This is a genomic window from Methylobacterium mesophilicum (assembly GCF_036441335.1).
GTDB lineage: Bacteria > Pseudomonadota > Alphaproteobacteria > Rhizobiales > Beijerinckiaceae > Methylobacterium > Methylobacterium mesophilicum_B.
This window is the reverse complement of the sequence record NZ_MLBW01000021.1, coordinates 58,289-81,784: the sequence shown is the minus strand read 5'-3', so window position 1 is coordinate 81,784 and position 23,496 is coordinate 58,289. Positions and strand designations below refer to the sequence as shown.

Here is a 23,496-nt window from a genome sequence, read left to right as displayed (position 1 = left end):
CCGAACCGATCCGCCCAACTCCGCGCCGGGCCCGCGGGGACGGGGCCGGCCGGTGGCCTGTAGCACGCTTCGCGCGGGCCGTCGCGGCTCCCCCGAGACGCGACCGGCCGCCCGTGGGCGGCCGGCGCATGGCTCCCGGGGGGAGACTCCCCGGGCCGTCTCAGTGGGCCGCGGGGGCCGCGGCGGGCAGGTCGATCACCATGTGCTGGAAGAACGGCACGTAGGCCTGCAGCATGACGAACAGGCCGACGAGGCAGGCCAGCGCGATCGAGTGCCAGAACACGAACCGCAGGATCTTGCCCTCCTGGCCGAAATAGCCGGTGGCCGTCGAGGCGACGACGATCGACTGGGCGTCGATCATCTTGCCCATCACGCCGCCCGACGAGTTCGCCGCCGCCATCAGCACGCCCGAGAGGCCGAGCTGCTCGGAGGTGATCCGCTGCAGGCCCCCGAACAGCACGTTCGAGGCCGTGTCCGAGCCCGTGAGCGCGACGCCCAGCCAGCCGAGCAGCGTCCCGAAGAACGGGTAGAGGATGCCTGTGCCGGCGAAGGCGAGGCCGAGGGTGGCGTCGACGCCCGCGTAGCGGGTGAGGACGCCGAGCGCGAGCATCGCCGAGATGGTGATCAGCGAGTAGCGCAGGGCCCAGATGGTCTCGAAGTAGGCCGTCACGAGGCGCAGCGGCGAGAACCGCATGATCAGGCCGGAGATGATCGCGGCGATCAGCACGCCGGTGCCCGTGTAGGACATGTAGGTGAACAGGAAGACCGCGCCCTCGGGGCTGGGCTTGGCCACGACCGGCGGCACCTTCATGATCACGTTGTGCAGGCCCGGCACCTCGTACTTCCACGTGAAGAGCGGGTTGACGATGCCCTTGAACCAGCCGGTTCCCCAGATCGCCACGATCACCGAGAGGACGATCCACGGGACCCAGGCCATCAGGATCTCGCCCTGCGAGGCGGTGCGGGCGCCGACATGGACGGGGGGCGTGCCGGGCACGCCGGCACCGAGCGCCACGGGCCGCGGACCGGCGACGGCGAGCGACGGATCGTGGCCGCGCAGGGCCGGCGAGGACCAGATCTCCCGGGGCTGCCAGACCTTGAGGAACAGCACGAGGGCCAGCATCGAGACGAGCGAGGCGCCGATATCGACGATCCACGGATTCACGTAGTTCGAGATCAGGAACTGCGCGACCGCGAAGGAGGCGCCGCAGACCAGGATCGGCGGCCACACCCGGATCATGCCGCGGAAGCCGGCGAACACCCAGATCAGCCAGAACGGCACGATCAGCGAGAACAGGGGCAGCTGCCGGCCGATCATCGCGCCGAGGATCTCGGGCGGGTAGCCGGTCACCGACGCCAGCCCCTGAATCGGCGCGCCGAGCGCCCCGAAGGCCACCGGGGCGGTGTTGGCGATGAGCGACAGGCCCGAGGCGGCGAGCGGCGAGAAGCCCAGGCCGATCAGGATCGCGCCCGTGACGGCGACCGGGGTGCCGAACCCGCCCGCGCCCTCGAAGAAGGCGCCGAACGCGAAGGCCACCAGGAGCAGCTGGAGTCGGCGATCCGCGGTGATGCCGGCCACCGATTGCTGCAGGATCGCGAACCAGCCCTTCTCCACGGTGAGCCGGTAGAGGAAGATGACGTTGAGGATGATCCAGCCGATCGGGAAGAAGCCCGTGACCATCCCGAGGATGGCGGCGCGGGTGGCGAGGTCGGTCGGCATGCCGAAGCCGACGATGGCCACCAGCATGGCGAGGCCGAGGGCGATGACGGCCGCGATATGGGCCTTCACGCGCCCGCTGGCGATCATGGCGAGCAGTGCGATGACCGGCACTGAAGCGGCGAGCGTCGAGAGCCACGGGCTCCCGAACGGATCGTAAACCTGGTTCCAGGTTTGCACGCGGCGTCCTCCACAAGTCCCGTCTGTTCCGGGTTGCGGCCTAGCTAGCAGAGGCGTTCCGACCGCTCAATGCGTTGCATCATGTATTCTGGCGGTGAGTTCTACACATTACTCTTGCGCGGATCGCCGGATTGACCCGGTGCGACAGCGTTCTCCCGGCGGTGTGCGGATCTGACCCGTCCGGCGCAGGCATACATTCATGGCCCGAGACCGGTCTCCGCGCCGGGCCAGGATCTCAGTCCTCGCGACGGGCGCGGAGCGCGGCCGCCGCCGCCCCGGCCGTTCAGACCGGGGCGATCTCCGGTCCCTGAAGACCGATCCCCGGGGCCGCCGGCCGGGCGTCCGGTGCCGGCACGGTCCCGGCGCGGGTGCCGGCNACGTGCACGTCGATGGGGCCGCCCTGCACGAAGGCCGCGAGGTGCGGCACCAGCTCCATGTCGCCGTACCACGCGATCTCGGTGCGCTCGGCCCGCGTCACCGGCAGGCCGTTGCGCCTCGGATAGGCGATGGCGAGCGGCTGGAGGCGCACCCGGCCGCGGCCGGCCTCGGCCTGCAGCGCCGCGCGGGCCGCGCCCACGAGGGACGAGCGGAACGGCAGGAGCCGTGTGCCGTCGCCGGTGGTCCCCTCGGCGAACAGGACGACCAGCTCCCCCTCGGCGAGGCGGTGGCCCATGGCGGTGCTGACGGTGGCGGTCGCGCCGCGCCGCTGCCGGTCGATGTAGATCGTCCGCTGCAGCCCGGCGAGGGTGCCGATCAGCGGCCACCCGGCGATCTCGGACTTCGCCACGAAGGAGAGCGGCCGCAGCGAGCCCACCGCGATGATGTCGAGCCACGAGACGTGGTTGGCGAGCACCAGCGCGGCCTCGCCGGAGGCCGGGGGCGTCCCGCTCTGCGTGACCCGCACCCCGAACAGGCGCAGGAAGACGCGGTGGAACAGGATCGGCGCCAGGGTGGCGCGGCGGCCCAGGAGCCGCAGGGCGATCCAGTGAGGCGGTCCCAGCACCGCGAAGGCGAGGGCGAGGGCCGCGACCCGCCAGGCGATGCCGAGGCGGCTCACGGCGTCACAGGTCGGCGCTCATCGTCAGCGCGGTCGCCCGGCTGCCGTCGGCCTTGAGATAGTAGCCGGTGCGCGACCCCACCTGCCGGAAGCCGTGGCGGGCGTAGAGCCGCAGGGCGGGGGCGTTGCCCTCGTCGACCTCCAGATGCACCCGGGCGACGCCGTCGAGGGCGAGGCTCGCGAGGTGCTCGCGGAGCAGCTTGCGGCTGTGGCCGCCGCCGCGCAGCGCCGGGGACAGCACGACCGTCAGGATCTCGGCCTCGTCGGCGGCCCGGCGCGAGAGCACGAAACCCTGAAGCACACCCGCGCGCCAGAGGGCGTGCGCGTGGGTCGAGCGCTCGCAGAGCATGCGCTCGAACTCGTGCGCGTCCCAGGGCCGCGCGAAGGCGGTGGCGTGGAGACGGGCGAGGGCCGGGGCCTGGGCGGCGTCGCGGAGCGGGGCGACGTAGGGCTCGGGGGTGAGCGCGTCCCACCACGCGAACCACCAGTCGAAGGGCCAGAAGGGCAGCGGCCGCGTCATCGACGTGCGATCCGCGCGTGGTCCTGCGGCCGCGCATCCGGCCCGCGCAGGTAGAGGGGCCGGGCCAGCGCCTGCGCCGGGTCGGCGACGAGACCGAGGGAGGCCACGGCCGCGCCGAGACGCGGGTCCCGGCTCCGCATGGGCCAGGAGATCGTNGGCGGCCAGCATCGGCGCCCCGGAGCCGGTCAGCACCACCGGGCCGGCGCCCAGCTGCTCGGCCGCCGCCTCGACGGCGAGATGCGCGGGGGCGAGGCCGTCACCCGGTCCCAGAGCCTGCACGTAGACGGCACCGTGGCGGGCGTCGATCACCGCGGCGATCGTGCCCTCGACGGTCTCGGCCAGGAGCGGCGCGAGGAGGGCCGAGAGGGTGCCGACGCCGACGACCGGCTTGCCGGTCGACAGGCCGATGGCGCGGGCCGCCGACAGGCCGACCCGCAACCCGGTATAGCTGCCCGGCCCGACCGTCACGGCGACCCGGTCGATCGCCTCAAATCCGCCCTCGACCCGGGCGATCACCCGCTCGATCAGCGGCAGCAGGGATTCCGCGTGGCCGCGCGCCATGGGCAGCGCCTCGGCGGCGAGGGGCGCCTCGGATTCCTCCGCCATGACGCAGGCGGCGCAGGTGTCCAGCGCTGTGTCGATGGCCAGGATACGCACGCTCACTCCCACAAGCCGGTCCGAACCGGCCGTTGCCCCCCTGCGCCGCGAAGGGCGCGAAGAGTCTCCAGCGTTAGAGCAAAACCGACGCCTCGTCAGCGGCGGGGCACCGTCACCGAGCGGATCACCGGTGGAGTGTTGCCGGCCTGCGCCGGTGCGCGACCGTCCCCGATCGCCGGGCCACCGCACCGGCCACGAGCGCCTCGGCGGGACCTTGCCCCCGCGGGGCGCGCGGCGATTTGGCGGGGCCATACCGCGCGGCATGGCCCCTCACGCCGCCGCGCGGATCCGGTCCCTCAGATCGCCTGAACCTCGCGGATCTCCGGCAGGAAGTGCCGGAACAGGTTCTGCACGCCGTGCCGGAGGGTCGCCGTGGAGGACGGGCAGCCGGAGCAGGCTCCCTTCATCTCCAAGTAGACCACCCCTTCCTTATACCCTCGGAAGGTGATGTCGCCGCCGTCGCCCGCCACCGCCGGGCGAACCCGGGTCTCGAGCAGGTCCTTGATGGTGACGACGGTGTCGTGGTCCGCCTCGTCGTAGAACTCGTCGCCCGGCTCGATCTCGCCCTGGCCGCCCTCGGCCATCACGGGCGCGCCGGACTGGAAGTGCTCCATGATCGCGCCGAGCACCGCCGGCTTGACCTGCGCCCAGTCCGAGCCGTCCTCGGCCTTGGTCACCGAGATGAAGTCGTGGCCGAAATAGACGCCCGCCACGCCCGGGACGGTGAACAGAGCCGCGGCCAGGGGCGACCGGGCGGCCGCCTCGGCGTCCCGCGCCTCGAAGGTCGATTCCGCCAGCACGACGCGGCCGGGCAGGAACTTCAGGGTGGCCGGGTTCGGCGTGGCTTCGGTCTGGATGAACATGGTGGCGATACTCCGCTGCGCCGGTTCAAGGCCGGCCGGGACAGGCGCCCGGGGCGCCGCCTTCCATGTGGACCGGCAAGCGGATTTTCTCAACCTGTCGCCCGGTGTCGCCGGCCCGCGAGAGTGGACATTCGGGCGGCGGCGCGACAGGACGGGCGCCATCAAACGCCAGAGGAGCCGGCAGTGGACGTGACCGCGGACCAGACCCTCGCGCAGGAGTTGCTTAAGGATCTTCGCGAGGCCCAAGCCAAGCTGGACGCGGCGCGGGCGGAGGCGGCCTCCCTCAAGGTCCTGCTCGCGCTGCGCACGCACCAGCACGACCAGGCCTGGCAGGAGGGTCAGCGCCTCGCCGCGGCGCTCGCGGAGGCGCAGGCCGTCGCCGAGGCGGATACCCGGGTGAGCGCGGCCGCGGCCGAGGCCGTGGCGATGGCCGACGAGCGCACGGAGGCGGTCCGGGCCGTCCTCGGCGCGGTTCTCGCCAGTATCGGGCACCGGGCCCTCGACCGGCGCCGGTTCCAGGAGATGATCGCCCGGGCCGGCCGCGAGGCGCCGGATCAGGGGCCGGGCGCGGCCCGCCACGCGGTGCTCCTAACCGAGGCGCGGCGGGTTCTGGGGATCGCCGAGTAGGCCGCCCGGACGCGCGCGCTCGCCACCGGTCGCCGGCGGCAGGGTTAACCGACGCTTAACCCGGCTCTCCCATCGTCGTCCCGGGACGGACAGGAGATCGACCGCATGCTGATCAGCGAGCACCACGTGCGCGAGTGCGCCTACTACATCTGGGAGAGCGAGGGCCGGATCCACGGGCACGCTGCCGCCCACTGGCTCCGTGCCGAGGCCGAGCTGCACGCCAACGCGCTGCTCGCTGCCGCAGCGTCCGAGACGGTCGAGTCCGCCGCGAAAGCCGCGCCGGCCGAGATTGCTGCCAAGACGGCGACCAAGGCGGCTGCCAAGCCCACCGCCAAGGCGGCTGCCAAGCCCGCCGCGCCGAAGGCCGCCGCCGCCAAGCCGGCGGCCGACAAGACTGCGGCCGACAAGCCCGCCACCGTGAAGGCCGCCATCGTGAAGGCCGCCGCGAAGCCGGCGGCCCCGAAGCCGGCCCGCGCCTCCAAGGCGGCGGTGACCGCCGGCCTCGCCGCCAAGGCGAAGCCGGCCCGGACGCCGGCCTCCATGCACTGACGGCCGGCGCCCCGGCGCCACCGCTGACTTTCCCGAAGCCCGCCCCTCGCGCAGGGGCGGGCTTCCGTCGTTCAAGGGACCGGAGCGGAACAGGCCGGGCGCCGGCAGGTTGTCCGGCCTGATGCGGGCGCCTGGCTCCGCGACGGGGCTGCGATGCGCGCGGTGATCTTCGACATCGACGGGACTCTGCTCGACAGCGTCGACTTGCATGCCCGTGCCTGGGTGGAGGCCTTCGCGCAGTTCGGCGTGCGGACCGACTTCGCCGAGGTCCGCCGGCAGATCGGCAAGGGCGGCGACGAGCTGATGCCGGTCTTCCTGTCGGAGGAGCGGGTCGCGCGGGAGGGCGAGACGATCGAGGCCTACCGCTCGGACCTGTTCAAGCGGCGCTACCTCCCGGACGTCCGGCCATTCTCCGGTGTCCGGCCGCTGTTCGAGCACATCCGCTCCGCCGGCCTGAAGATCGCGCTCGCCTCATCCGGAAAGCGGTCCGAGGTCGAGCACTACACCGAGATCCTCGGGATCGGCGACCTCGTCGACGTCGCCACCAGCTCGGACGACGCGGACCGGTCCAAGCCGCATCCCGACATCTTCGAGGCCGCCCTGCAGAAGCTCGACGGCGTACCGCCCGACGCGATCATCGTCGTCGGCGACACCCCTTACGACGCCGAGGCCGCCGCCAAGGCGGGCCTGCGCACCGTCGGCCTCCTGTGCGGCGGCTTCCCGGAAGCGGATCTGAGGGCCGCCGGCTGCGTGGCGATCTTCCGGGACCCGCAGGATCTGCTCGACCGATTCTCGCAGTCGCCGCTGGCGGACCGTTGAGCGGCCGACCGGCAAGCGGATTCCGCGACCGGCCCGATGCCGTCCACACTTTACCCGCCACGCTGTGGCCGCGCGGTGACGCGGAGTGATGCCGGCTACGTATTCGCGCGAAAGGGACTGGTGTCCGTCGATCGAAAGGCGTAGCGAGCCGCCCGCCAATCTGGATTCCTTCGAAGGACGAGCGCCTCGCATGCCCCAGACCCATCAGGCCGGCTCGGCACCGCGCTACGTACCGGCCGCCAAGACGCTGCCGGAGCAGATCGCCGATGCCGTCGAGAGCCGGTCGACGCCGCTCAGCCACTTGCTGCGCCTGATGGCCGCCCTCGACGCCGAAGGCGGCCACGAGGCCCTGCGGACGCGGCTCCGTGCCCGGATCGGTGCGCCGCTCGACGCCTGACCGCGGCGTCGCAGATCAATGCCGCCGGTGCCGATGGCGCCGGCCACCGCGCTTCGCCGCCGGGGCGGCCGCCTTCGCGACGCGGTCCATGCAGGCGAAGTAGATGCGGCGCCCGATCTCCTCGAGTTCCAGACCCTGCGGATTGGGCGCCGAGAAGACCTTCGCGCGGGCCTCGTTGCGGCACGCGGCATCCTCCGGGCTCCGGATCGGCGGCTCGGCGCGGGCGGTCCCGCAGGCCAGGGCCGAGGCGATCCAGGTCGCTGCGATGATCGATATTCGCGTGCTCGCCAGGGTACTCGACATACCGACGTTCGGACCTCACTCGCTCGGAACCGAGATAGAGCGTCTCGATCACCCGTGAAGCTTGGTCAGAGTGCTGGCTCCGGCGAAAAGCGTCGGCCCTCGCCTCAGGGCACGATCCAGAGGCACCGACCGCCGCCGGCGATGGTCAGGCATTCGTAGGGCGCGCCCCCGATCAGGGCCCGCTGCTCCACGGTGCCCACCGCGCTGCGCGGCATCCGACGGCAGCCGTCCTCCGAGGGTGCGGGCGCACCGCCGCCCGAGGCCGCATCGATCCGGCGGGCGGCGATCAGGGTCTCGCAGGCGATCACCGTATCGGCCCCCTGCGCGCGGGCGTCCCGGGGCGCGACGGCGAGCGGGAAGGCGGCGAGGATGAGCGCCGCGACGTGCGCGGGTCGGATTCGGGATCGCATCGCGGCCTCGGCTGCGCGCCGCACGGGCGCGTCGCGGTTCGGTCGCCCTCAACGCACCGCCGCGCGTCTTGGTTGCCGATGCCGGGGAACGGTACCGCCGACGCGACGACGCCCGCCTTTCGGGCGGGCGTCGTGGACGTCCGGGCTCGGATGAGCCGACGGTCCGCGCTCAGCGCTTGGTCTTGACCTTCGCCTTGCGGGCCGCGTAGCGCGCGTCGCGCTGGGCCTTCTTGGCGGCCAGGTCGGCCGACTTGCGCTCCTGCGCGGCGGCCAGCTCGGCGGCCTCGCGGGCGAGCTGGGCGGCGAGTTCCGCCTCCTCCCGCTGACGCTTCTCCTCGGCGGCCTTCCGCTCGGCGGCGATCCGGGCGGCCTCGCGCTCGCGGGCGCGCTCCTCGCGGGCCTTGGCGACTTCGGCGCGGGCCTTGGCCTTGGCGATCACCTCGGGGTCATCGACCGCGGGGCGTGCCTTGAACTTGGCCAGCAGGGCGGCCTTGGCGTTCTGCGAGTTCTGGCGACGGTCGTCGAAATTCCTGTAGTCGAATGCGCTCATCTGACCTTTCTCAGTTGGGTACGTCTCGCGTGTCGCGGGGACATCCGGCGGGGCCGGGCACGTACTGAGTCTGCCGGTCCCGACGCCATCCCCGCGCCCCGGAACCGCACCGATCCATCGGCTGTGCCGATGGTCCGACCCGAGCGCTCGGCCTGCGTCTGAACGCTCGGGTCGGACCATTGTTCGAAGATCGCAAAGCCCTTAATCAGAGCTTCACGCGAGATGCAATCGGCGAGACCTGCGCCGGCACGCGGCACAGCGACAATTCCGGGCCTCTCTGTAAGAGTTTCCACCGGCGATGCGGGAAAACCTCAGACGGGCGGCTCTCGCCTTGACCGACTGCACGCGGGCGACGTCGGCGCCGCGCTCTTGAAATAGGTCGTGGACCCGCCGCGGACAAGATTGGCGGGCGGCACCCGACCTCGCGCGGGCCGGCCGCATGCTCAACCGCCGTCGCTCCGCGCATCGACCTATTCTTGTATCACAAAGCAGACCTGCAAAATCGGCAGCAGATCCGTCGTGGAGACTTCGCGCGTCGGCGACGGCTACGCTCCGGCCGGCGGCGCGCGGGAATGCCCAGGATGTGACCATCCGCGATCGCCCAATTCCTGTGCACGCACCGGCGCGCGCCGCGAATCTGTCGCCGACGCGCCCGCAGATGCCTATGATCTAGGCAGGCCGGCGGGGTGGCCGGGGCGGCGGCGCGACCGTCGACGGCACGGGGCCTGCTAGCCGACCCCCACCGCGCCCCGCGCGACCGGCTTGAGGAACGCCATGCCCGACACCCGTCCCCCGTTCGATCCCGAGAGCTACGCCGCGGCCGCGGCGGCCCTTCTCGGCCTCAGCCTCGATCCCGCGTGGATCGCGCCGGTGACCGCCAATCTGCGCGTCCTGGCGGCGGCGGCCGAGCTGGTGGAGAGCTTCCCGCTCGCCGACGAGATCGACGCGGCCCCGAGGTTCGAAGCGTGAGCGCGAGCGATCCCTCGACGGCAGCCGCGATCGCCGCAGCGATCGCGGCCGGCCGGACCACCGCGCGGGAGGTGGTGACGGCCGCGCTCGACCGGATCGGGCGCCTCGACGGCCGGGTCGGCGCCTTCACCGACGTGCTGTCCGCCCGCGCCCTGGCCCGGGCCGACGCGCAGGCCGAGGCGCTGGGCGCGCGGCGGACCGTCGAGCTGCCGGAGGCGCACCGCGCCCGCGCGGCCGCCTACCTGATCACCGCCGCGGAGGGCGCGACGCTCCACCTCGACCGTCTCCGCACCCGGCCGGGGGATTTCGACCCGGCGGTCCGCGACCGGCTGATCGCCGGGGCGATGATCCCGGCGCCCCACGTGGAGCGGGCGCAGCGCTTCCGCCGCTGGTACCGGGCACGGGTGCTGGAGCTGTTCGAGACCGTCGACGTGATCCTGGCCCCGGCCACGCCCTGCCGCGCGCCGAGGGGCGGTCAGACCCACTTCGTCCTCGACGGCGTGACGCTGCCGGTTCGCGCCAATATCGGCGTGTTCACGCAGCCGGTCTCCTTCATCGGCCTCCCGGTCGTCGCGGCGCCGATCCGCCTCGATGCCGGTCTGCCGCTGGGGGTCCAGATCATCGCCGCGCCCTGGCGCGAGGATCTCGTCCTGCGCGCAGCGCGCCATCTCGAACGGACCGGCGTCAGCACGGCGCCCATCGCGGAGCTTGCCCGATGATCATCGACGATCCCGCCGTGAAGGCCGAGGTCGAGGCCGCCTTCCGGGCCTACGAGACGGCGCTCACCACCAACGACGTCCCGACCCTGGAGGCGCTGTTCCGGGACGACCCGCTGACCATCCGCTACGGGATCGGCGAGAACCTCTACGGCATGGACGCGATCCGCGCCTTCCGCCGGGCCCGCTCCCCGGTGGGCCTGGAGCGGACCCTGGCGCGGACGCAGATCACCACCTACGGGCGCGACTTCGCCACCGCGATGACGCTGTTCACCCGCGCCAGCGCGCCGGGCAGGATCGGCCGCCAGAGCCAGACCTGGGCGCGCTTCCCGGAGGGCTGGCGGGTGGTGGCCGCCCACGTGAGCCTGATCGACGCCGGATAGGCGCAACCGGCCGGCGCCCCGGCGGCGGGGCGTGTGGCCGCGGGCTTGCATAAGGTCGAGCGTATTCCGCGCCGTCTGGCGCGGACCAACGCGAGTACCCGACCCAAGATGCTGTCCCGTCTGAGAAAAATCGGCGCCCGTGCGGCGCTGGCCGGCGCCCTGGCGCTCTCCGCGAGCACCGCTGCCCTCGCGCAGGGGACGCTGCGGATCGGCATGACCGCCTCCGACATCCCGCTGACCACCGGCCAGACCGACAACGGCGGCGAGGGCATGCGGTTCATGGGCTACACGGTCTATGACGGCCTCATCAACTGGGACCTGTCGAGCGCCGAACTCGCCTCCGACCTCGTGCCAGGGCTCGCCACCAGCTGGAGCGTCGACGCCACCGACAAGACCAAGTGGACCTTCAAGCTCCGTCCGGGCGTGAAATTCCACGACGGCTCGGACTTCACCGCCGACGCGGTGGTCTGGAACCTCGACAAGCTCCTGAAGCCCGACGCGCCGCAGTACGACCCGCGGCAGTCCGCGCAGGGCAAGACCCGCATCCCGGCGGTCGCGAGCTACCGGGTGGTCGATCCGCTGACCGTCGAGATCACCACCAAGGCCCCCGACGCGACGCTGCCCTACCAGATCGCCTGGATCATGATGTCGTCGCCGGCCCAGTGGGAGAAGCTCGGCAAGTCCTGGGACGCCTTCGCCAAGCAGCCCTCGGGCACCGGCCCGTGGAAGCTGACCCTGTTCGCCCCGCGCGAGCGCGCCGAGATGGTCCCGTTCAAGGAGTACTGGGACAAGGACCGGGTGCCGAAGCTCGACAAGCTCGTCCTGATCCCGCTGCCGGAGGCCAATGCCCGGACCGCGGCCCTGCGCTCCGGCCAGGTGGACTGGATCGAAGCGCCGGCACCGGATGCCGTCGCCTCGCTCAAGAGCGCCGGCTTCACCATCGTCACCAACGCCTACCCGCATAACTGGACGTGGCACCTGTCGCGCGTCGAGGGCTCGCCCTGGAACGACATCCGCGTCCGCAAGGCCGCGAACCTCGCCATCGACCGCGAGGGCCTGAAGGAGCTGCTCGGCGGCCTCGCGATCCCCGCCAAGGGCTTCATGCCGCCCGGTCACCAGTGGTTCGGCCACCCGACCTTCGACATCAAGTACGACCCCGACGCCGCCAAGAAGCTGTTGGCCGAGGCGGGCTACAGCCCGGCCAAGCCCCTGAAGCTCAAGGTCGCGATCTCGGCCTCCGGCTCGGGCCAGATGCAGCCGCTGCCGATGAACGAGTTCGTCCAGCAGAACCTCGCCGACGTGGGCATCCAGGTCGATTACGAGGTCGTGGAGTGGAACACGCTGATCAACATCTGGCGGGCCGGGGCCAAGGCCGACATCTCCCGCGGCGTCTCGGCGATCAACTACTCGTACTTCATCCAGGACCCGTTCACCGGCTTCATCCGCCACCTGCAGTGCAACTTCGCCCCGCCGAACGGCACGAACTGGGGGTATTACTGTGACCCGGCGATGGACAAGCTGTTCGATCAGGTCCGCAACACCTTCGACAAGGCCGAGCAGACGAAGGTCCTGGAGAAGGTCCACGAGAAGTACGTCGACGACGCGCTGTTCATCATGATCACGCACGACGTCAATCCGCGCGCGATGAGCCCCAAGGTGAAGGGCTTCGTCCAGGCGCAGAACTGGTTCCAGGACTTCTCGAAGATTACGATGGCGACGGCGGGGCGGTAGCGTAACGGGGCGCCTCTCTCCTTCCCCTTGTGGGGAGGAGCCGGAGGTGGGGGTGGTGCAGGATAGGGCGTTGCGGTGCCTCCTGAACCACCCCCACCCCTGACCCCTCCCCACAAGGGGGAGGGGACTATTCTCGGCTGAGTAGACAACAGGCCCTTGAATGCTGCTCTACATCCTCAAACGGCTGGTCTACGTGACGCCCGTGGCGTTCGGGGTCAGCGTCGTCTGCTTCCTCCTCGTCCACCTCGCGCCGGGCGATCCCCTGAGCGCGGTCCTGCCCGCCGACGCCACCCAGGCCACCATCGACGAGATGCGGTCCGCCTACGGCTTCGATAAGCCCCTGCCGGTCCAGTACCTGATCTGGCTCTGGCACGTGCTGCACGGCGATCTCGGCACCTCCATCGCCACCGGCCGCCCGGTGCTCAGTGAGGTCAGCCGCGCCGTGGTGAACTCGCTGATCCTCGCCTCGGTGGCGACCGTGATCGGCTTCACCTTCGGCACCCTGTTCGGCTTCGTGGCGGGCTATCACCGCAACTCGCTGGCCGACCGGGCCGCCTCGGCCGTGTCGGTCTTCGGCGTGAGCGTGCCGCACTACTGGCTCGGCATGGTGCTGGTGATCGTGTTCTCGGCCAATCTCGGCTGGCTGCCGCCGACCGGGGCCGGGCCCGACGGGTCCAGCAACTGGCGGCCCGATTTCGAGCACCTGCGGTACCTGATCCTGCCGGCGATCACGATGTCGGTCATCCCGATGGGCATCATCGCCCGCACGGTCCGGGCGCTGGTGGCCGACATCCTGTCCCAGGACTTCGTCGAGGCCCTGCGCGCCAAGGGCATGGACGAGCGCGGCGTGTTCCGCCACGTCGTGCGCAACGCCGCCCCGACGGCGCTCGCCATCATGGGCCTGCAGCTCGGCTACCTGCTCGGCGGCTCGATCCTGGTCGAGACCGTGTTCGCGTGGCCGGGCACCGGCTTCCTCCTCAACGCTGCGATCTTCCAGCGCGACCTGCCCCTGCTGCAGGGCTCGATCCTCGTGCTGGCGATGTTCTTCGTGGTCCTCAACCTGCTGGTGGACGTGATGCAGACCGCCCTCGACCCGCGCATCGAGCGCGCCTGAGCCGGAGCCCGACGATGACCGTTCCCGTCACCGCGGCCTCGGTGGCCCTCGACGGCGGCGTGCTCGCCGCCGAGGACGTCGCCCACGGGCCCGAGGCCGCCTTCGTCCCATCCCGCGGCTTCTGGGGCCATGTCGGCCACCGGCTCGTGCGCGACCCCGTCGCCATGGGCGCGGGCGCCGTGATCCTGATCGTCGTGCTGATCGCGATCCTCGCGCCGTGGATCACCCCGATGGACCCCTACAAGGGCTCCATGCTGCGCCGGCTCAAGCACGTCGGCGACGCCACCTACTGGCTCGGCTCGGACGAGCTCGGCCGCGACATGATCAGCCGGCTCATGCTGGGCTCGCGGCTGTCGCTGTTCATCGGCGTCACGCCGGTGCTGATCGCCTTCGTGATCGGCTCCGGGATCGGGATCCTGGCCGGCTACGTCGGCGGCTGGACCAACACGATCCTGATGCGCACGATCGACGTGTTCTTCGCCTTCCCGTCTGTGCTGCTGGCGATCGCGCTGTCCGGGGCGCTCGGCGCCGGCATCTTCAACTCGATCGTGTCGCTGACCTGCGTGTTCGTGCCCCAGATCGCCCGCGTCGCCGAGAGCGTCACCACGGGCATCCGCAAGCGCGACTACATCGACGCCGCCAAGCTGTCGGGCGCTTCGCCCCTGACGATCATGCGCGTGCAGGTGCTGGGCAACGTCGTCGGGCCGATCTTCGTCTACGCGACCAGCCTGATCTCGGTCTCGATGATCCTGGCCTCCGGCCTCTCGTTCCTCGGCCTCGGCGTGCGCCCGCCCGAGCCCGAATGGGGCCTGATGCTCAACACCCTGCGCACCGCGATCTACGTCAATCCGGTCGTGGCCGCCCTCCCGGGCGTCTGCATCTTCATCGTCTCGATCGCCTTCAACCTGTTCTCGGACGGGCTCCGGTCCGCCATGGAGATTCGCCAGTGAGCGTCATCCCGGACGCCCCCGACCCGTTCGCCCGCGACCGCGGCGGACCGGCCCAGCCGCTCCTGTCGGTCTCGGGCCTCGTCAAGCACTTCCCCGTCCGCAAGGCCGGGGGCAAGAAGCAGGTGGTCCGCGCGGTGGACGGCGTCGACTTCGACGTCCTCAAGGGCGAGACGCTCGGCATCGTCGGCGAGTCCGGCTGCGGGAAGTCGACCACCGCCAAGCTGCTCATGGGCCTGATCGAGCGCGATTCCGGCACGATGCTGTACGACGGCCAGCCGGTCGGCGAGCGCGCGATGCCCTGGCGCTCCTACCGCCGCCAGGCGCAGATGGTCTTCCAGGACAGCTACGCGTCGCTCAACCCGCGGATGACCGTCGAGCAGTCGATCGCCTTCGGCCCGAAGGTCAACGGCGTGCCCGCCCGGGAGGCGGTGGAGCGCGCCCGCGGGCTGCTCGCCCGGGTCGGGCTGGAGCCGAAGCGCTTCGCCGGCCGCTACCCGCACGAGATCTCCGGCGGCCAGCGCCAGCGCGTCAACATCGCCCGCTCGCTCGCCCTGGAGCCGCGGTTGGTGCTCCTCGACGAGGCGGTCTCGGCCCTCGACAAGTCGGTGGAGGCGCAGGTCCTGAACCTGCTCCTCGACCTCAAGGCCGAGTTCGGCCTGACCTACATCTTCATCAGCCACGACCTGAACGTCGTGCGCTTCATCTCCGACCGGGTGATGGTGATGTATCTCGGCCGGGTCTCCGAGATCGGCCCGTCCGACACGGTGCTCGACGCGCCGGCCCACCCCTACACCGAGGCGCTGCTCGCCTCGATGCCGTCGCTCGATCCCGACAACCGCACCCAGGCGGCGCTGCTCGCGGGCGACCCGCCGAACCCGATCGACCCGCCCTCGGGCTGCCGCTTCCACCCGCGCTGCGCCCTGGCGGAGGATGTCTGCGGCCGGACGGAGCCGCCCCTCGACACGATCCGGCCGCTGCACCGCGTCGCCTGCCTTGCCCGCCAGCCGGGCTCCGGCCATTCCGCGGCGCCCGCGGGCGCGCTGGCAGCATGAGCACCCCGATGTCCGCCTCAGAACCCGCGGTCGCCCTGAAGGACCTGCGCGTCGCCTTCGGCAAGGTTCAGGTCGTCGACGGCGTCGACCTGAGCCTGGAGCGCGGTCAGGCGCTGGCGCTCATCGGCGAATCGGGCTCCGGCAAGAGCGTGACGCTGCGGGCGATCCTGCGGCTGTTCCCGGAGGGGCGCAGCCGGATCGAGGGCGGCATCCGGGCCGCCGGCAAGGACGTGCAGGCGCTGACCCGGCGCCAGCTCGCCGATTTCCGCGGCGGCGACGTCTCGATGATCTTCCAGGAGCCGCTGCTCGCCTTTGACCCGGTCTACACGGTCGGCCGGCAGATCACCGAGGCGATCCTGCGCCACGAGTCGATCTCCAAGGACGAGGCCCGGAAGCGGGCGCTCGCCCTGTTCGAGCGGGTGCGGATCCCGAGCCCGGAGCGGCGGCTCGACAACTACCCGCACGAGATGTCGGGCGGGATGCGCCAGCGGGCCATGATCGCGCTGGCGCTGGCCTGCCGGCCGCAGGTCCTGCTCGCCGACGAGCCGACCACGGCGCTCGACGCCACGGTGCAGATCCAGGTGCTGCTGCTCCTGCGCGAGCTGCAGCGCGACCTCGGCCTGTCGATCGTGATCGTCACCCACGATCTCGGCGCGGCGGTCGAGGTCGCCGACCGGATCGCCGTGATGTACGCGGGCAAGATCGTCGAGACCGGCACGGCGCATCAGGTGGTGCTGAACCCGCACCATCCCTACACGATCGGCCTGCTGCGCAGCCGGGCCGAGGGGGCGCTCGCCAAGGGCTCCCGGCTCCAGACCATCCCGGGCAGCCCGCCCGACCTCGCCAACCGCCCGCCGGGCTGCCCGTTCGCGCCGCGCTGCTTCCTCGCCGAGGAGCGCTGCCGCCGGGAGATGCCGCCGGTCGCCGAGATCGCCCCCGGCCACCGCGTCGCCTGCTGGCGGACCGAGGAGGCCTCGGCGGCCTACCGGTCCGGCTCGACACCCGTGCGCGCCGCCGAGCCGGTCCCGGCCTGACCTCGACGCACCCGCGCCGAGGCTTTATCCGGCTCGGCGCGGTTCTGCGGCAGCGGACCGCGTCCGAACCGGCCGCGCGGGCGTCACCATGAGTCGTGTCCTATCCGGGCCAGTCCCGTCCGAGATCCTGCTCGTCCCCCGAGGCGAGGCCGGTCACTTCCTGCCGGCGGCGCTCGGCTGGCTGGGCAAGCGGGTCACCGTCACCGCCCAACCCGGTCCGGCGAACCACGTCCTGTGCCTGCCGGTCCTGGATTTCGTGCGCCTCGGCTTCCCGGAGGCGAACGGGCGCCTCGACCTCCTCGAACCGGGGGATGCCGAGAACCTCCGCGCCGGGCGCGCCGCGCTGCTCCTCGACCTCTCGAACGAGGGTCCGGGCCTGCACGCGCCGACCTTCGAGGAACTGCACCGGAACCTCGAAGACCGCGGGATCCCGCGCGAGCGGGTGATCCTCGTCACGCAGAACCGGCTGCTGCGGCTCGACTACGAGCGGCTCTACGGCGAGGGCCTGCGGTTCTGGACCTTCGAGTTCTTCCCGCTTCAGGTGGCCCTCTGGCTGGACGACGCCGCCGGTCCGCGGCTCTTCCCCCAGCACCCCCTCGACCGCACCGGCTACGCGCCCTTTTCCCGCGCCGCCGGCCCGGCCCGGTTCCTCTGCCAGAACGCCGCCCTGCGCTGGCACCGGGTGCTGCTCTACCGCTGGTTCCAGCTCGGCGGGCTGGACCGGGACGGGCTGATCTCCTTCCACGGCATCGGCGAGGACAACCCGAAGGCGGGCGGCATCAACGTCTTCCACGCGCCGCCGGAGATCGCGGCGGCCTTCGGGCCGCTGCTCGCCGATGTCGGTAGCTGGATCCCGCGCCGGGCGCGGCGGATCGATGCCGATCAGGGCACCGACATGGTCATGACCCTCGACACCCAGGCCTACGCGGCGTGCGACCTGACCGTCATCTCGGAGACCGACTTCTTCGAGCCGGGCGTCGAGCGGATCACCGAGAAGTCGATCAAGGCGGCGGCGACGGGCCTGCCCTTCGTGACAGTGGGCGCGCCGCGCGCCGTCGCGCGGCTGTCCGAGCTCGGCTTCGAGACCTTCGGCGGCCTGATCGATCACCATTACGACCTCGTGTCCGACCCGGCCGAGCGGCTGCCGCTCGTGTTCCGGTCGATCGAGCGGGCCTGGGCCGCGTGTCGGGACGACCGGGCGCGCTGGCACCGCCTCGCGCGCGAGCAGGCCGAGGCCAACGTGGCCCACGCGCGGCGCGGATTGCTGCCGCAGTACGAGCGGGTGATGGTCGCGCCGCTGATCGAGCGGCTGAACCGGTTCATGGAGACGGGCGCGATCCTCCACTGACCGCGGCCCGCAGGACCTCCGCCATGCGACGCACCGCCGGCTCGATCGCCCGCTCGGGCACGGCGGCGTAGCCGAGGAGCAGGCCCGGTTCCGCCGGCCCGGCATGGTAGGCCGAGAGCGCGACCGCCGAGATCCCCGCGTGGCCGAGCGCCGCCGCGGCCGCCACGTCGCTCAGGGCCGCCCCCCAGGCCGGCCCGGGGCGGGCGATAACGTGCATCCCGCCCTCCATGGCGGCGATCGCCGCGACGTCCCCGGCGTGGCGGCGCGCGGCCTCGATCAGCGCATCCTGGCGCAGGGCGTAGAGGCGGCGGGTCCGGCGCAGATGGCCGGCGAGGTGGCCGTCCTCGATGAAGCGCGCCAGCGCCCACTGTCCGATCCCGGGCGGGGCGGGGCCCGTCTCGGCCAGCGCCTGATTGACCGGCGCGACGAGGCCGCGGGGCAGGACGAGGTAGCTCAGGCCGAGGGCGGGCAGCAGCAGCTTCGAGAAGCTGCCGACATAGATCACCCGGCCGCCGCGATCGAGGGCGCGCAGCGGCGCGAGCGGGCGCCCGGCATAGCGATAGGCCCCGTCGTAATCGTCCTCCACGATCCAGCCCGAGACCGCCTCGGCCCAGGCCAGGAGGTCGAGGCGGTTCTCCAGGCTCATGGCGTGCCCGAGGGGGTAATGGTGGGCCGGCGTCACCACCGCGAGCCGTGCCCCGGACGCCCCCGCGGCGGCCGGAGCCACCGACAGGCCGCCGGGACCGACCGGGACGGGAACTGGGTTCAGGCCGGCGCCGGCGAGGGCCTGCGCGATGCCCGGGAAGCCGGGCTCCTCGACCAGGGCGGTCTCGCCGGGATCGAGGAGCAGTTCGGCGAGCAGGCGCAGGCTCTGGCGGATACCCGCGGTGACGATGACGTCGTCGGCCTCGCAGGCGACGCCGCGCGCCTGCCCCAGATAGGCGGCGATGGCGCCGCGCAGGGCCGGCGAGCCGCGCGGGTCCGGCCGCTCGGTCGGGCCGTGGCGCCACTCGGCCTGGAGCAGGCGGCCGGGCTCCCCTGCCCCTGACGCTGACTCTCGACGCCGCGGCCGCGGCGTCGAGAGTCAGCGTCAGGGGCAGGGGAGCCCGGGCCATGGGGCAACTGGTCCAGTCGCACTTCGCGAATTGGACCTTTCTCCTGGACCGCCGAACGGTCAAGCACGGAACCGCAAGACCGCCACAGGACAGGCCGATGTACCAGCCGCCGCACTTCCGGGACGATTCGCGCGCCGCGCAGCACGCGCTGATCCGCGCCAACCCCCTCGGTCTGCTGGTGACCGTCGGGGCGGGTGGGCTGACGGCCAACCCGATCCCGTTCCTTCTGGACGACGACGGTCGCCACGGGGTGCTGCGGGCGCACCTCGCCCGCGCCAACCCGCAGGGTGAGGATCTCGCCGCGGCGGAGGAGTGCCTAATCGTGTTCCAGGGGCCGCAGGGCTACGTCACGCCGAGCTGGTACGCGAGCAAGCGCGAGCATGGCCGGGTGGTCCCGACCTGGAACTACGCCACCGTCCACGCCTGGGGCCCGCCGAGGATGATCGAGGATGCGGACTGGCTCGGGCGCCAGATCACCGACCTCACCGCCCTGCGCGAGGCATCCCGGGCCGAGCCGTGGGCGGTCGCGGACGCGCCGGCGCCGTTCGTGGCCGCGCAGGTCCGGGGGATCGTCGGCATCGAGATTCCGATCACGCGGATCGAGGGGAAGTGGAAGATGAGCCAGAACAGGCCCGAGGCCGACCGACACGGGGTCATCGCGGGGCTGCGCGCCGAGGGCGAGGCGGGTCTCGCCGGGCTGGTCGCCGAGCGGAGTGGACTGTGAGCGCGCGCCTCAACGACTTCGGCCAGCCCGTCGGCCCGGCCCTGCCGCATTGGAGCCCGCGCCCGCGGCCGCCGCGCACGCCTCTGGAGGGCCGCTTCTGCCGGCTGGTGCCGCTCGACGCCGCGGCGCACGCGGACGCGCTCTACGCGACCTACAGGGCCGCCCCCGACACCCGCGGCTGGACCTATCTCGGCGACGAGATGCCGGAGAGCGCGGAGGCCTACCGGGCGCGCCTGGCGACGCAGCAGGCGAGCGAGGATCCGCTGTTCCACGCGATCCTGGATCCCGGGAACGGCGATGCCCTCGGGATCGCCTCGTATCTTCGGATCGATCCCGGCAACGGCGTGATCGAGGTCGGCCACCTCCACTTCGGCCCGCGGCTGCAGCGGGCGCCCGCCGCCACCGAGGCCATGGCCCTGATGATGGCCCGGGCCTTCGACGAACTCGGCTACCGGCGCTACGAGTGGAAGTGCGACAGCCTGAACGCCCCGTCCCGGGCAGCGGCGCTGCGGCTCGGCTTCACCTTCGAGGGCATCTTCCGCAACGCCGTGGTGGTGAAGGGCCGCTCCCGGGACACGGCGTGGTTCTCGATCACAGAGTCCGAGTGGCCGCAGGTCCGCGCCGGCTTCGCGGCGTGGCTCGACCCGTCGAACTTCGACGGGGCGGGTCGCCAGCGGCGCGGGCTCGCGGACCTGCGCGCCGCCTGAGCCGGCTTACGGTCTGCCGGCCAGGAACGCCTCCGCGCTGCGCAGGCTGAGCGCCATGATGGTCAGGGCCGGGTTCGCCGCGAGCGAACTCGGGAAGGTCGAGCCATCGCAGATCCACAGGTTGTCGATGTCGAAGCTTCGGCCGTGCGGATCGACGACGGCGCTCGTCCCGTCGCTTCCCATCCGGCAGGTCCCAAGCGTGTGGGCGACGCGCTCCAGCACCCAGATGTCGTCGGCTCCCGCCTCCTCCCAGAGGTCACGCATAATCTGCGTGGCGTGCGCGTTGAGGCGGTTCTCGTTGGCGCCGTAGCCGAAGCTGATACGGGCCTTGCGCATCCCGTGCGCGTCGGTCTCGTCGGCGAGGGTCAGCACGTTGGTGTCGCAGGGCAGCGTCTCGCCGTTGATGCCGATGCCGGCGAGGTGATTATAGCGGTCGAGGTAGTCGAGGAGCGGCTGCCCCCACAGGCCGCGCCCCCGCGCCGCCGAATTGCCGAAGGTCACCGGCACCACGCCCAGGCTCTGGATCAGGTAGCCGCCGGCGAAGTCGGCGCCGGCGCGGATGAAGTCCTCGGTGATCAGCGACGACGGGTAGCCCCGGTTCATGCGCACCTCGTGGTCGAAGGTGCCCCAGACTTGGGTCGCCACATGGCCCATGTAGTTGCGCCCGATCTGGCCGCTGGAATTGGCGAGCCCGAGATGGAGCAGCAGGCGCGGCGTCTCGACCGCCCCGGCGCAGAGGAAGACGGCGCCGCAGCGCTGCCGCCGCTCCTGACCGTCCTGCCGGTAGACCACGCCGTTAATCCGGCCGTCGGCGCCGCGCTCCAGGCCGTGGACGAAGGCCTCGACCCGGATCTCGGCGCCGCGGGCGACCGCGTAGGGCAGGTAGGTCACGTCCATGCTGGCCTTGGCGCCGGTGCGGCAGCCCTGGTGGCAGAAGCCGCAATTGATGCAGGCGTTGCGGCGGGGTCCGTCCTCGGACTGGAAGTCCCGCGAGACCACCGCGGCCGGCGCGTCGGCCCACCGGATGCCACGAGCCTCGCAGGCCCGCGCCATGATCTGCGCCGGCCCGTTCCGCGGGACCGGGGGCAGGGGATAGCGGCGGTCCGCGTCCCAGGGGTAGCTCTGCGCACCGGAGACACCGAGGAAGCGCTCGACCCGCTCGTAGAACGGGAGCAGGTCCTCGTAGGACAGCGGCCAGTCGACCCCTTCCCCCGATTCCGTGTTGAGCCGCAGGTCGCGGGAATCGGCCCGAGGCACGAAGGCGCCCCAGTGCAGCGTCGAGCCGCCGACCCCGGTGCCGCTGTTGTTCGCCCCGAAGGCTTCCGGAGTCGAACCGCCGCTGAGGCGCTCCTCGGTCCAGTAGATCTCGTCCGCCAGGGTCTCGTCGAAGGCGAAGCGCTCCGGCGTGAAGTTCGGTCCGGCCTCCAGGGCCACGACCTTCAGACCGGCGGCCGCGAGGCGCGCGAGGAGCGGCGCGCCGCCCGCACCGGTCCCCACCACGACCGCGTCGACGGCCTCGTCCGCGCGGTAGGTCCGCATATCCGCGAGGTTCATCGACCCGCCTCCGTTCGCTCTGCCCGTGGCTCCCAGCACTCCGACGCGTCGAGCCCGACGGCGCCGAAGCCCGGCAGGTCGTCGGCGATCTCGCCCGGCCGGTCGCCGCCGGCACCGATGCCCGAGAAGCCGATCCGCGCCAGCGCCGCCGGGTGGCTGAGCCAGAGGCGGACCGCGTCGGCGCGGAGATCCTCGAACCAGAACCGCATCCGGTCGGAATCGAGGCGGCCGCCGAGACTCTCCGGGACCTTCAGCGCGGCGCGCGCGCACAGGGTGAGCAGCCCGTCTTGCTCGGCCGCGTCGAGGGTCACGAACGGGCGGCCGCGGGCGATGCGGGCGGCGGCGTCCAGAGTCCGAAGGGCGGCGCGGTAGGCCTCCGCGTCCGGCGGCAGGGCCGAGAAGCGCCAGCCATCGCCGTCGCCGGAGGCCAGCCGCCGGTCGAGACGGGCGGCCAGATCGAGGTTCGGCACCGGCACGACGCGGGCGAGGGCCGACCGCAGGATCGCGAGTTCCACCGGGTCGAGGGCCGCCGGCCGATAGGCGGGATCGTCCGGCGCGGCGCGCTCCGCGAGTGCCTCACGGAGGCGGCTGTTCACCCGCTCAGAGGCGATCAGCGCCGCGTAGTCCGGCGGAACCGCGGGGCCGGCCTCGACGGGCGGGCGGGGCCGATCGCCGAGATGGGCACGCAGGTGGTCAGCCAGGGCGGCGGGCCGCTCCAGCGGCAGGAGGTGGCCGACGCCGTCGACGGTGGCGAGACGATGGTGCGCGAGATGGGGCGCCATGAGGGCCCGCTGCGCGTCCGGTCCGAGGTCGGCATCCTCGGACCCAGCCAGGATCAGCGCCGGGGTGCGCAGGATCCCGACGCGGCGGCACCAATCCTCGTTGGCGCCCTCCGCGAGCCAAGCCTTCCAGGCGGCCGGCTCGGCCCGCAGGACGTCGGCCACCGCCCGCGCCTCGGTCTCGGGATCCAGGCGGTCGCCCACGTTGGCGCGCACGAAGGCCTCGGCCTCGCGGCGCCGGGTCTCGGGATCCGCGTCGATCCAGGCGAGCATCGTGGCACGCCGGTCGTCCGGAATCGGCTCCGGGCTCGGCGGCGAACCGGAGACCAGGACGAGATCGGTGAGGCCCGTCAGACCCGCCTCGCCATCCTCGGCCCGGCGCGCGAGCGCCAGCGCCACCTTGGCCCCCATGCTGTGCCCGGCGATCCCGAAGCGCGCCGGAGCACGCGTGCGGATCGCCTCGGCCACGTGATCGGCCATCGCGGCGACGGAGTAGCCCGGCGTGTCGACGGCATCGCCGAAGCCCGGCAAGTCTACGGGCACGCAAGTCAACGGCGTCCCGTCGAGGGCGCGCGCGAGACGCTCCCAACTTCGGGCACTCCCGCCCAGAAAGTGCAGGCAGAACAGGACTTCGGGCTCGGACATCGCCGAGACATCGCGCGGCGCCAAGA

At 72.3% G+C, this 23,496-nt stretch carries 24 protein-coding genes and 2 pseudogenes; 15 read left to right on the top strand and 11 right to left on the bottom strand.

Translation table 11 applies throughout. The features are described from left to right. Window positions 1-160 precede the first annotated feature (160 nt). The 5 genes and pseudogenes from MMR14E_RS14210 to MMR14E_RS14190 all read right to left on the bottom strand — a co-directional run bounded on the left by MMR14E_RS14210 (window position 161) and on the right by MMR14E_RS14190 (window position 4,994). Window positions 161-1,897, bottom strand: a complete 1,737-nt coding sequence (locus MMR14E_RS14210) for an L-lactate permease (protein WP_331315149.1) — start codon at window positions 1,895-1,897, stop codon at window positions 161-163. A 283-nt stretch (window positions 1,898-2,180) separates the two neighbouring features. Beyond that, the gene (locus MMR14E_RS14205; protein ID WP_331315147.1) at window positions 2,181-2,954 is read right to left on the bottom strand and encodes a lysophospholipid acyltransferase family protein; all 774 of its coding nucleotides are present in this window, start codon (window positions 2,952-2,954) and stop codon (window positions 2,181-2,183) included. A gap of 4 nt (window positions 2,955-2,958) precedes the next feature. Next, window positions 2,959-3,474, bottom strand: a complete 516-nt coding sequence (locus MMR14E_RS14200) for a GNAT family N-acetyltransferase (protein ID WP_012317649.1) — start codon at window positions 3,472-3,474, stop codon at window positions 2,959-2,961. Further along, window positions 3,471-4,131: pseudogene (tsaB, locus tag MMR14E_RS14195) on the bottom strand (tRNA (adenosine(37)-N6)-threonylcarbamoyltransferase complex dimerization subunit type 1 TsaB). Before tsaB ends, MMR14E_RS14200 begins: the two are co-directional and overlap by 4 nt. A 296-nt stretch (window positions 4,132-4,427) precedes the next feature. Then, on the bottom strand, window positions 4,428-4,994 hold the full coding sequence (locus MMR14E_RS14190) for a NifU family protein (RefSeq protein WP_331315144.1): 567 nt from the start codon (window positions 4,992-4,994) through the stop codon (window positions 4,428-4,430). 183 nt (window positions 4,995-5,177) lie between these two features. On the opposite strand from MMR14E_RS14190, the gene MMR14E_RS14185 reads away from it, so the two are divergent. The 4 genes from MMR14E_RS14185 (at window position 5,178) to MMR14E_RS14170 (ending at window position 7,386) form a co-directional block, all read left to right on the top strand. After that, window positions 5,178-5,621 carry an atp-dependent helicase gene (locus tag MMR14E_RS14185; RefSeq protein ID WP_331315143.1) on the top strand — a complete coding sequence of 148 codons (444 nt, stop codon included), beginning with the start codon at window positions 5,178-5,180 and terminating at the stop codon, window positions 5,619-5,621. Between the two features lie 105 nt (window positions 5,622-5,726). Beyond that, window positions 5,727-6,170: a DUF2934 domain-containing protein gene (locus tag MMR14E_RS14180; RefSeq protein ID WP_331315142.1), complete on the top strand. Its 444-nt coding sequence runs from the start codon at window positions 5,727-5,729 to the stop codon at window positions 6,168-6,170. A 153-nt stretch (window positions 6,171-6,323) separates the two neighbouring features. Then, window positions 6,324-6,989 (top strand): HAD family hydrolase, encoded by a 666-nt coding sequence (locus MMR14E_RS14175; protein ID WP_331315140.1) that lies wholly within the window; start codon window positions 6,324-6,326, stop codon window positions 6,987-6,989. A 190-nt stretch (window positions 6,990-7,179) separates the two neighbouring features. Beyond that, on the top strand, window positions 7,180-7,386 hold the full coding sequence (locus MMR14E_RS14170; protein WP_331315139.1) for a hypothetical protein: 207 nt from the start codon (window positions 7,180-7,182) through the stop codon (window positions 7,384-7,386). A gap of 15 nt (window positions 7,387-7,401) precedes the next feature. On the opposite strand, the gene MMR14E_RS14165 is transcribed toward MMR14E_RS14170, so the two are convergent. The 3 genes from MMR14E_RS14165 to MMR14E_RS14155 form a co-directional block, all read right to left on the bottom strand. Next, window positions 7,402-7,689, bottom strand: coding sequence for a hypothetical protein (locus MMR14E_RS14165; protein WP_331315137.1), 288 nt, complete (start codon window positions 7,687-7,689; stop codon window positions 7,402-7,404). A 104-nt stretch (window positions 7,690-7,793) separates the two neighbouring features. Further along, window positions 7,794-8,099, bottom strand: coding sequence for a hypothetical protein (locus MMR14E_RS14160; RefSeq protein WP_331315136.1), 306 nt, complete (start codon window positions 8,097-8,099; stop codon window positions 7,794-7,796). A 169-nt stretch (window positions 8,100-8,268) separates the two neighbouring features. Beyond that, a complete protein-coding gene (locus tag MMR14E_RS14155) occupies window positions 8,269-8,649 on the bottom strand; it encodes a DUF6481 family protein (protein WP_331315134.1) in 381 nt (126 codons plus the stop codon). Window positions 8,650-9,423: 774 nt separating this feature from the next. Between MMR14E_RS14155 and MMR14E_RS14150 the strand changes: the two genes are divergently transcribed. The 9 genes and pseudogenes from MMR14E_RS14150 (at window position 9,424) to MMR14E_RS14110 (ending at window position 17,946) form a co-directional block, all read left to right on the top strand. Then, a complete protein-coding gene (locus MMR14E_RS14150; RefSeq protein ID WP_331315132.1) occupies window positions 9,424-9,618 on the top strand; it encodes a DUF4089 domain-containing protein in 195 nt (64 codons plus the stop codon). Between the two features lie 173 nt (window positions 9,619-9,791). Further along, a pseudogene (locus tag MMR14E_RS14145) lies at window positions 9,792-10,337 on the top strand (amidase family protein); the annotation flags it as partial. Next, window positions 10,334-10,717 carry an oxalurate catabolism protein HpxZ gene (gene hpxZ, locus MMR14E_RS14140; RefSeq protein ID WP_331315131.1) on the top strand — a complete coding sequence of 128 codons (384 nt, stop codon included), beginning with the start codon at window positions 10,334-10,336 and terminating at the stop codon, window positions 10,715-10,717. The pseudogene MMR14E_RS14145 and the gene hpxZ, both read left to right, overlap by 4 nt. Before the next feature lie 108 nt (window positions 10,718-10,825). Continuing rightward, window positions 10,826-12,448 carry an ABC transporter substrate-binding protein gene (locus MMR14E_RS14135; RefSeq protein WP_331315130.1) on the top strand — a complete coding sequence of 541 codons (1,623 nt, stop codon included), beginning with the start codon at window positions 10,826-10,828 and terminating at the stop codon, window positions 12,446-12,448. Between the two features lie 160 nt (window positions 12,449-12,608). After that, window positions 12,609-13,562: an ABC transporter permease gene (locus MMR14E_RS14130; RefSeq protein ID WP_331315128.1), complete on the top strand. Its 954-nt coding sequence runs from the start codon at window positions 12,609-12,611 to the stop codon at window positions 13,560-13,562. Between the two features lie 14 nt (window positions 13,563-13,576). Beyond that, complete coding sequence (locus MMR14E_RS14125) at window positions 13,577-14,512, top strand: ABC transporter permease (RefSeq protein WP_331315126.1); 936 nt, start codon at window positions 13,577-13,579, stop codon at window positions 14,510-14,512. Then, window positions 14,509-15,564: an ABC transporter ATP-binding protein gene (locus MMR14E_RS14120; protein WP_331315125.1), complete on the top strand. Its 1,056-nt coding sequence runs from the start codon at window positions 14,509-14,511 to the stop codon at window positions 15,562-15,564. Before MMR14E_RS14125 ends, MMR14E_RS14120 begins: the two co-directional genes overlap by 4 nt. Before the next feature lie 8 nt (window positions 15,565-15,572). Next, window positions 15,573-16,598, top strand: a complete 1,026-nt coding sequence (locus MMR14E_RS14115; protein ID WP_331315123.1) for an ABC transporter ATP-binding protein — start codon at window positions 15,573-15,575, stop codon at window positions 16,596-16,598. A gap of 88 nt (window positions 16,599-16,686) precedes the next feature. Beyond that, a complete protein-coding gene (locus MMR14E_RS14110) occupies window positions 16,687-17,946 on the top strand; it encodes a hypothetical protein (protein WP_331315122.1) in 1,260 nt (419 codons plus the stop codon). Here the strand turns inward: MMR14E_RS14110 and MMR14E_RS14105 are convergent. Next, entirely contained in the window at window positions 17,918-18,883 is a 966-nt protein-coding gene (locus MMR14E_RS14105) for a PLP-dependent aminotransferase family protein (RefSeq protein WP_331315260.1), read from the bottom strand. The genes MMR14E_RS14110 and MMR14E_RS14105 overlap by 29 nt on opposite strands. Window positions 18,884-19,158: 275 nt before the next feature. Here MMR14E_RS14105 and MMR14E_RS14100 point away from each other — a divergent pair, with 275 nt between their 5' ends. Together MMR14E_RS14100 and MMR14E_RS14095 are read left to right on the top strand one after the other, a co-directional pair. Next, complete coding sequence (locus MMR14E_RS14100) at window positions 19,159-19,785, top strand: FMN-binding negative transcriptional regulator (RefSeq protein WP_331315121.1); 627 nt, start codon at window positions 19,159-19,161, stop codon at window positions 19,783-19,785. Next, complete coding sequence (locus MMR14E_RS14095; protein ID WP_331315120.1) at window positions 19,782-20,492, top strand: GNAT family protein; 711 nt, start codon at window positions 19,782-19,784, stop codon at window positions 20,490-20,492. The genes MMR14E_RS14100 and MMR14E_RS14095 overlap by 4 nt, the downstream gene beginning before the upstream one ends. A gap of 6 nt (window positions 20,493-20,498) precedes the next feature. Here the strand turns inward: MMR14E_RS14095 and MMR14E_RS14090 are convergent, their stop codons facing one another. Continuing rightward, entirely contained in the window at window positions 20,499-22,046 is a 1,548-nt protein-coding gene (locus MMR14E_RS14090; protein ID WP_331315119.1) for a GMC family oxidoreductase, read from the bottom strand. Continuing rightward, window positions 22,043-23,470 (bottom strand): alpha/beta hydrolase, encoded by a 1,428-nt coding sequence (locus MMR14E_RS14085; protein ID WP_331315118.1) that lies wholly within the window; start codon window positions 23,468-23,470, stop codon window positions 22,043-22,045. The genes MMR14E_RS14090 and MMR14E_RS14085 overlap by 4 nt, the downstream gene beginning before the upstream one ends. Window positions 23,471-23,496 lie beyond the last annotated feature (26 nt).

What these genes read in the sequence shown, in the direction of transcription:
- MMR14E_RS14110 (WP_331315122.1), top strand. Translation starts at nt 16,687, where the DNA reads ATGAGTCGTGTCCTATCCGGGCCAGTCCCGTCCGAGATCCTGCTCGTC.
- MMR14E_RS14150 (WP_331315132.1), top strand. Translation starts at nt 9,424, where the DNA reads ATGCCCGACACCCGTCCCCCGTTCGATCCCGAGAGCTACGCCGCGGCC.
- MMR14E_RS14100 (WP_331315121.1), top strand. Translation starts at nt 19,159, where the DNA reads ATGTACCAGCCGCCGCACTTCCGGGACGATTCGCGCGCCGCGCAGCAC.
- MMR14E_RS14190 (WP_331315144.1), bottom strand. Translation starts at nt 4,994, where the DNA reads ATGTTCATCCAGACCGAAGCCACGCCGAACCCGGCCACCCTGAAGTTC.
- MMR14E_RS14160 (WP_331315136.1), bottom strand. Translation starts at nt 8,099, where the DNA reads ATGCGATCCCGAATCCGACCCGCGCACGTCGCGGCGCTCATCCTCGCC.
- MMR14E_RS14200 (WP_012317649.1), bottom strand. Translation starts at nt 3,474, where the DNA reads ATGACGCGGCCGCTGCCCTTCTGGCCCTTCGACTGGTGGTTCGCGTGG.
- MMR14E_RS14175 (WP_331315140.1), top strand. Translation starts at nt 6,324, where the DNA reads ATGCGCGCGGTGATCTTCGACATCGACGGGACTCTGCTCGACAGCGTC.
- MMR14E_RS14165 (WP_331315137.1), bottom strand. Translation starts at nt 7,689, where the DNA reads ATGTCGAGTACCCTGGCGAGCACGCGAATATCGATCATCGCAGCGACC.
- MMR14E_RS14085 (WP_331315118.1), bottom strand. Translation starts at nt 23,470, where the DNA reads ATGTCCGAGCCCGAAGTCCTGTTCTGCCTGCACTTTCTGGGCGGGAGT.
- MMR14E_RS14155 (WP_331315134.1), bottom strand. Translation starts at nt 8,649, where the DNA reads ATGAGCGCATTCGACTACAGGAATTTCGACGACCGTCGCCAGAACTCG.
- MMR14E_RS14090 (WP_331315119.1), bottom strand. Translation starts at nt 22,046, where the DNA reads ATGAACCTCGCGGATATGCGGACCTACCGCGCGGACGAGGCCGTCGAC.
- MMR14E_RS14130 (WP_331315128.1), top strand. Translation starts at nt 12,609, where the DNA reads ATGCTGCTCTACATCCTCAAACGGCTGGTCTACGTGACGCCCGTGGCG.
- MMR14E_RS14115 (WP_331315123.1), top strand. Translation starts at nt 15,573, where the DNA reads ATGTCCGCCTCAGAACCCGCGGTCGCCCTGAAGGACCTGCGCGTCGCC.
- MMR14E_RS14180 (WP_331315142.1), top strand. Translation starts at nt 5,727, where the DNA reads ATGCTGATCAGCGAGCACCACGTGCGCGAGTGCGCCTACTACATCTGG.
- MMR14E_RS14125 (WP_331315126.1), top strand. Translation starts at nt 13,577, where the DNA reads ATGACCGTTCCCGTCACCGCGGCCTCGGTGGCCCTCGACGGCGGCGTG.
- MMR14E_RS14135 (WP_331315130.1), top strand. Translation starts at nt 10,826, where the DNA reads ATGCTGTCCCGTCTGAGAAAAATCGGCGCCCGTGCGGCGCTGGCCGGC.
- MMR14E_RS14170 (WP_331315139.1), top strand. Translation starts at nt 7,180, where the DNA reads ATGCCCCAGACCCATCAGGCCGGCTCGGCACCGCGCTACGTACCGGCC.
- hpxZ (WP_331315131.1), top strand. Translation starts at nt 10,334, where the DNA reads ATGATCATCGACGATCCCGCCGTGAAGGCCGAGGTCGAGGCCGCCTTC.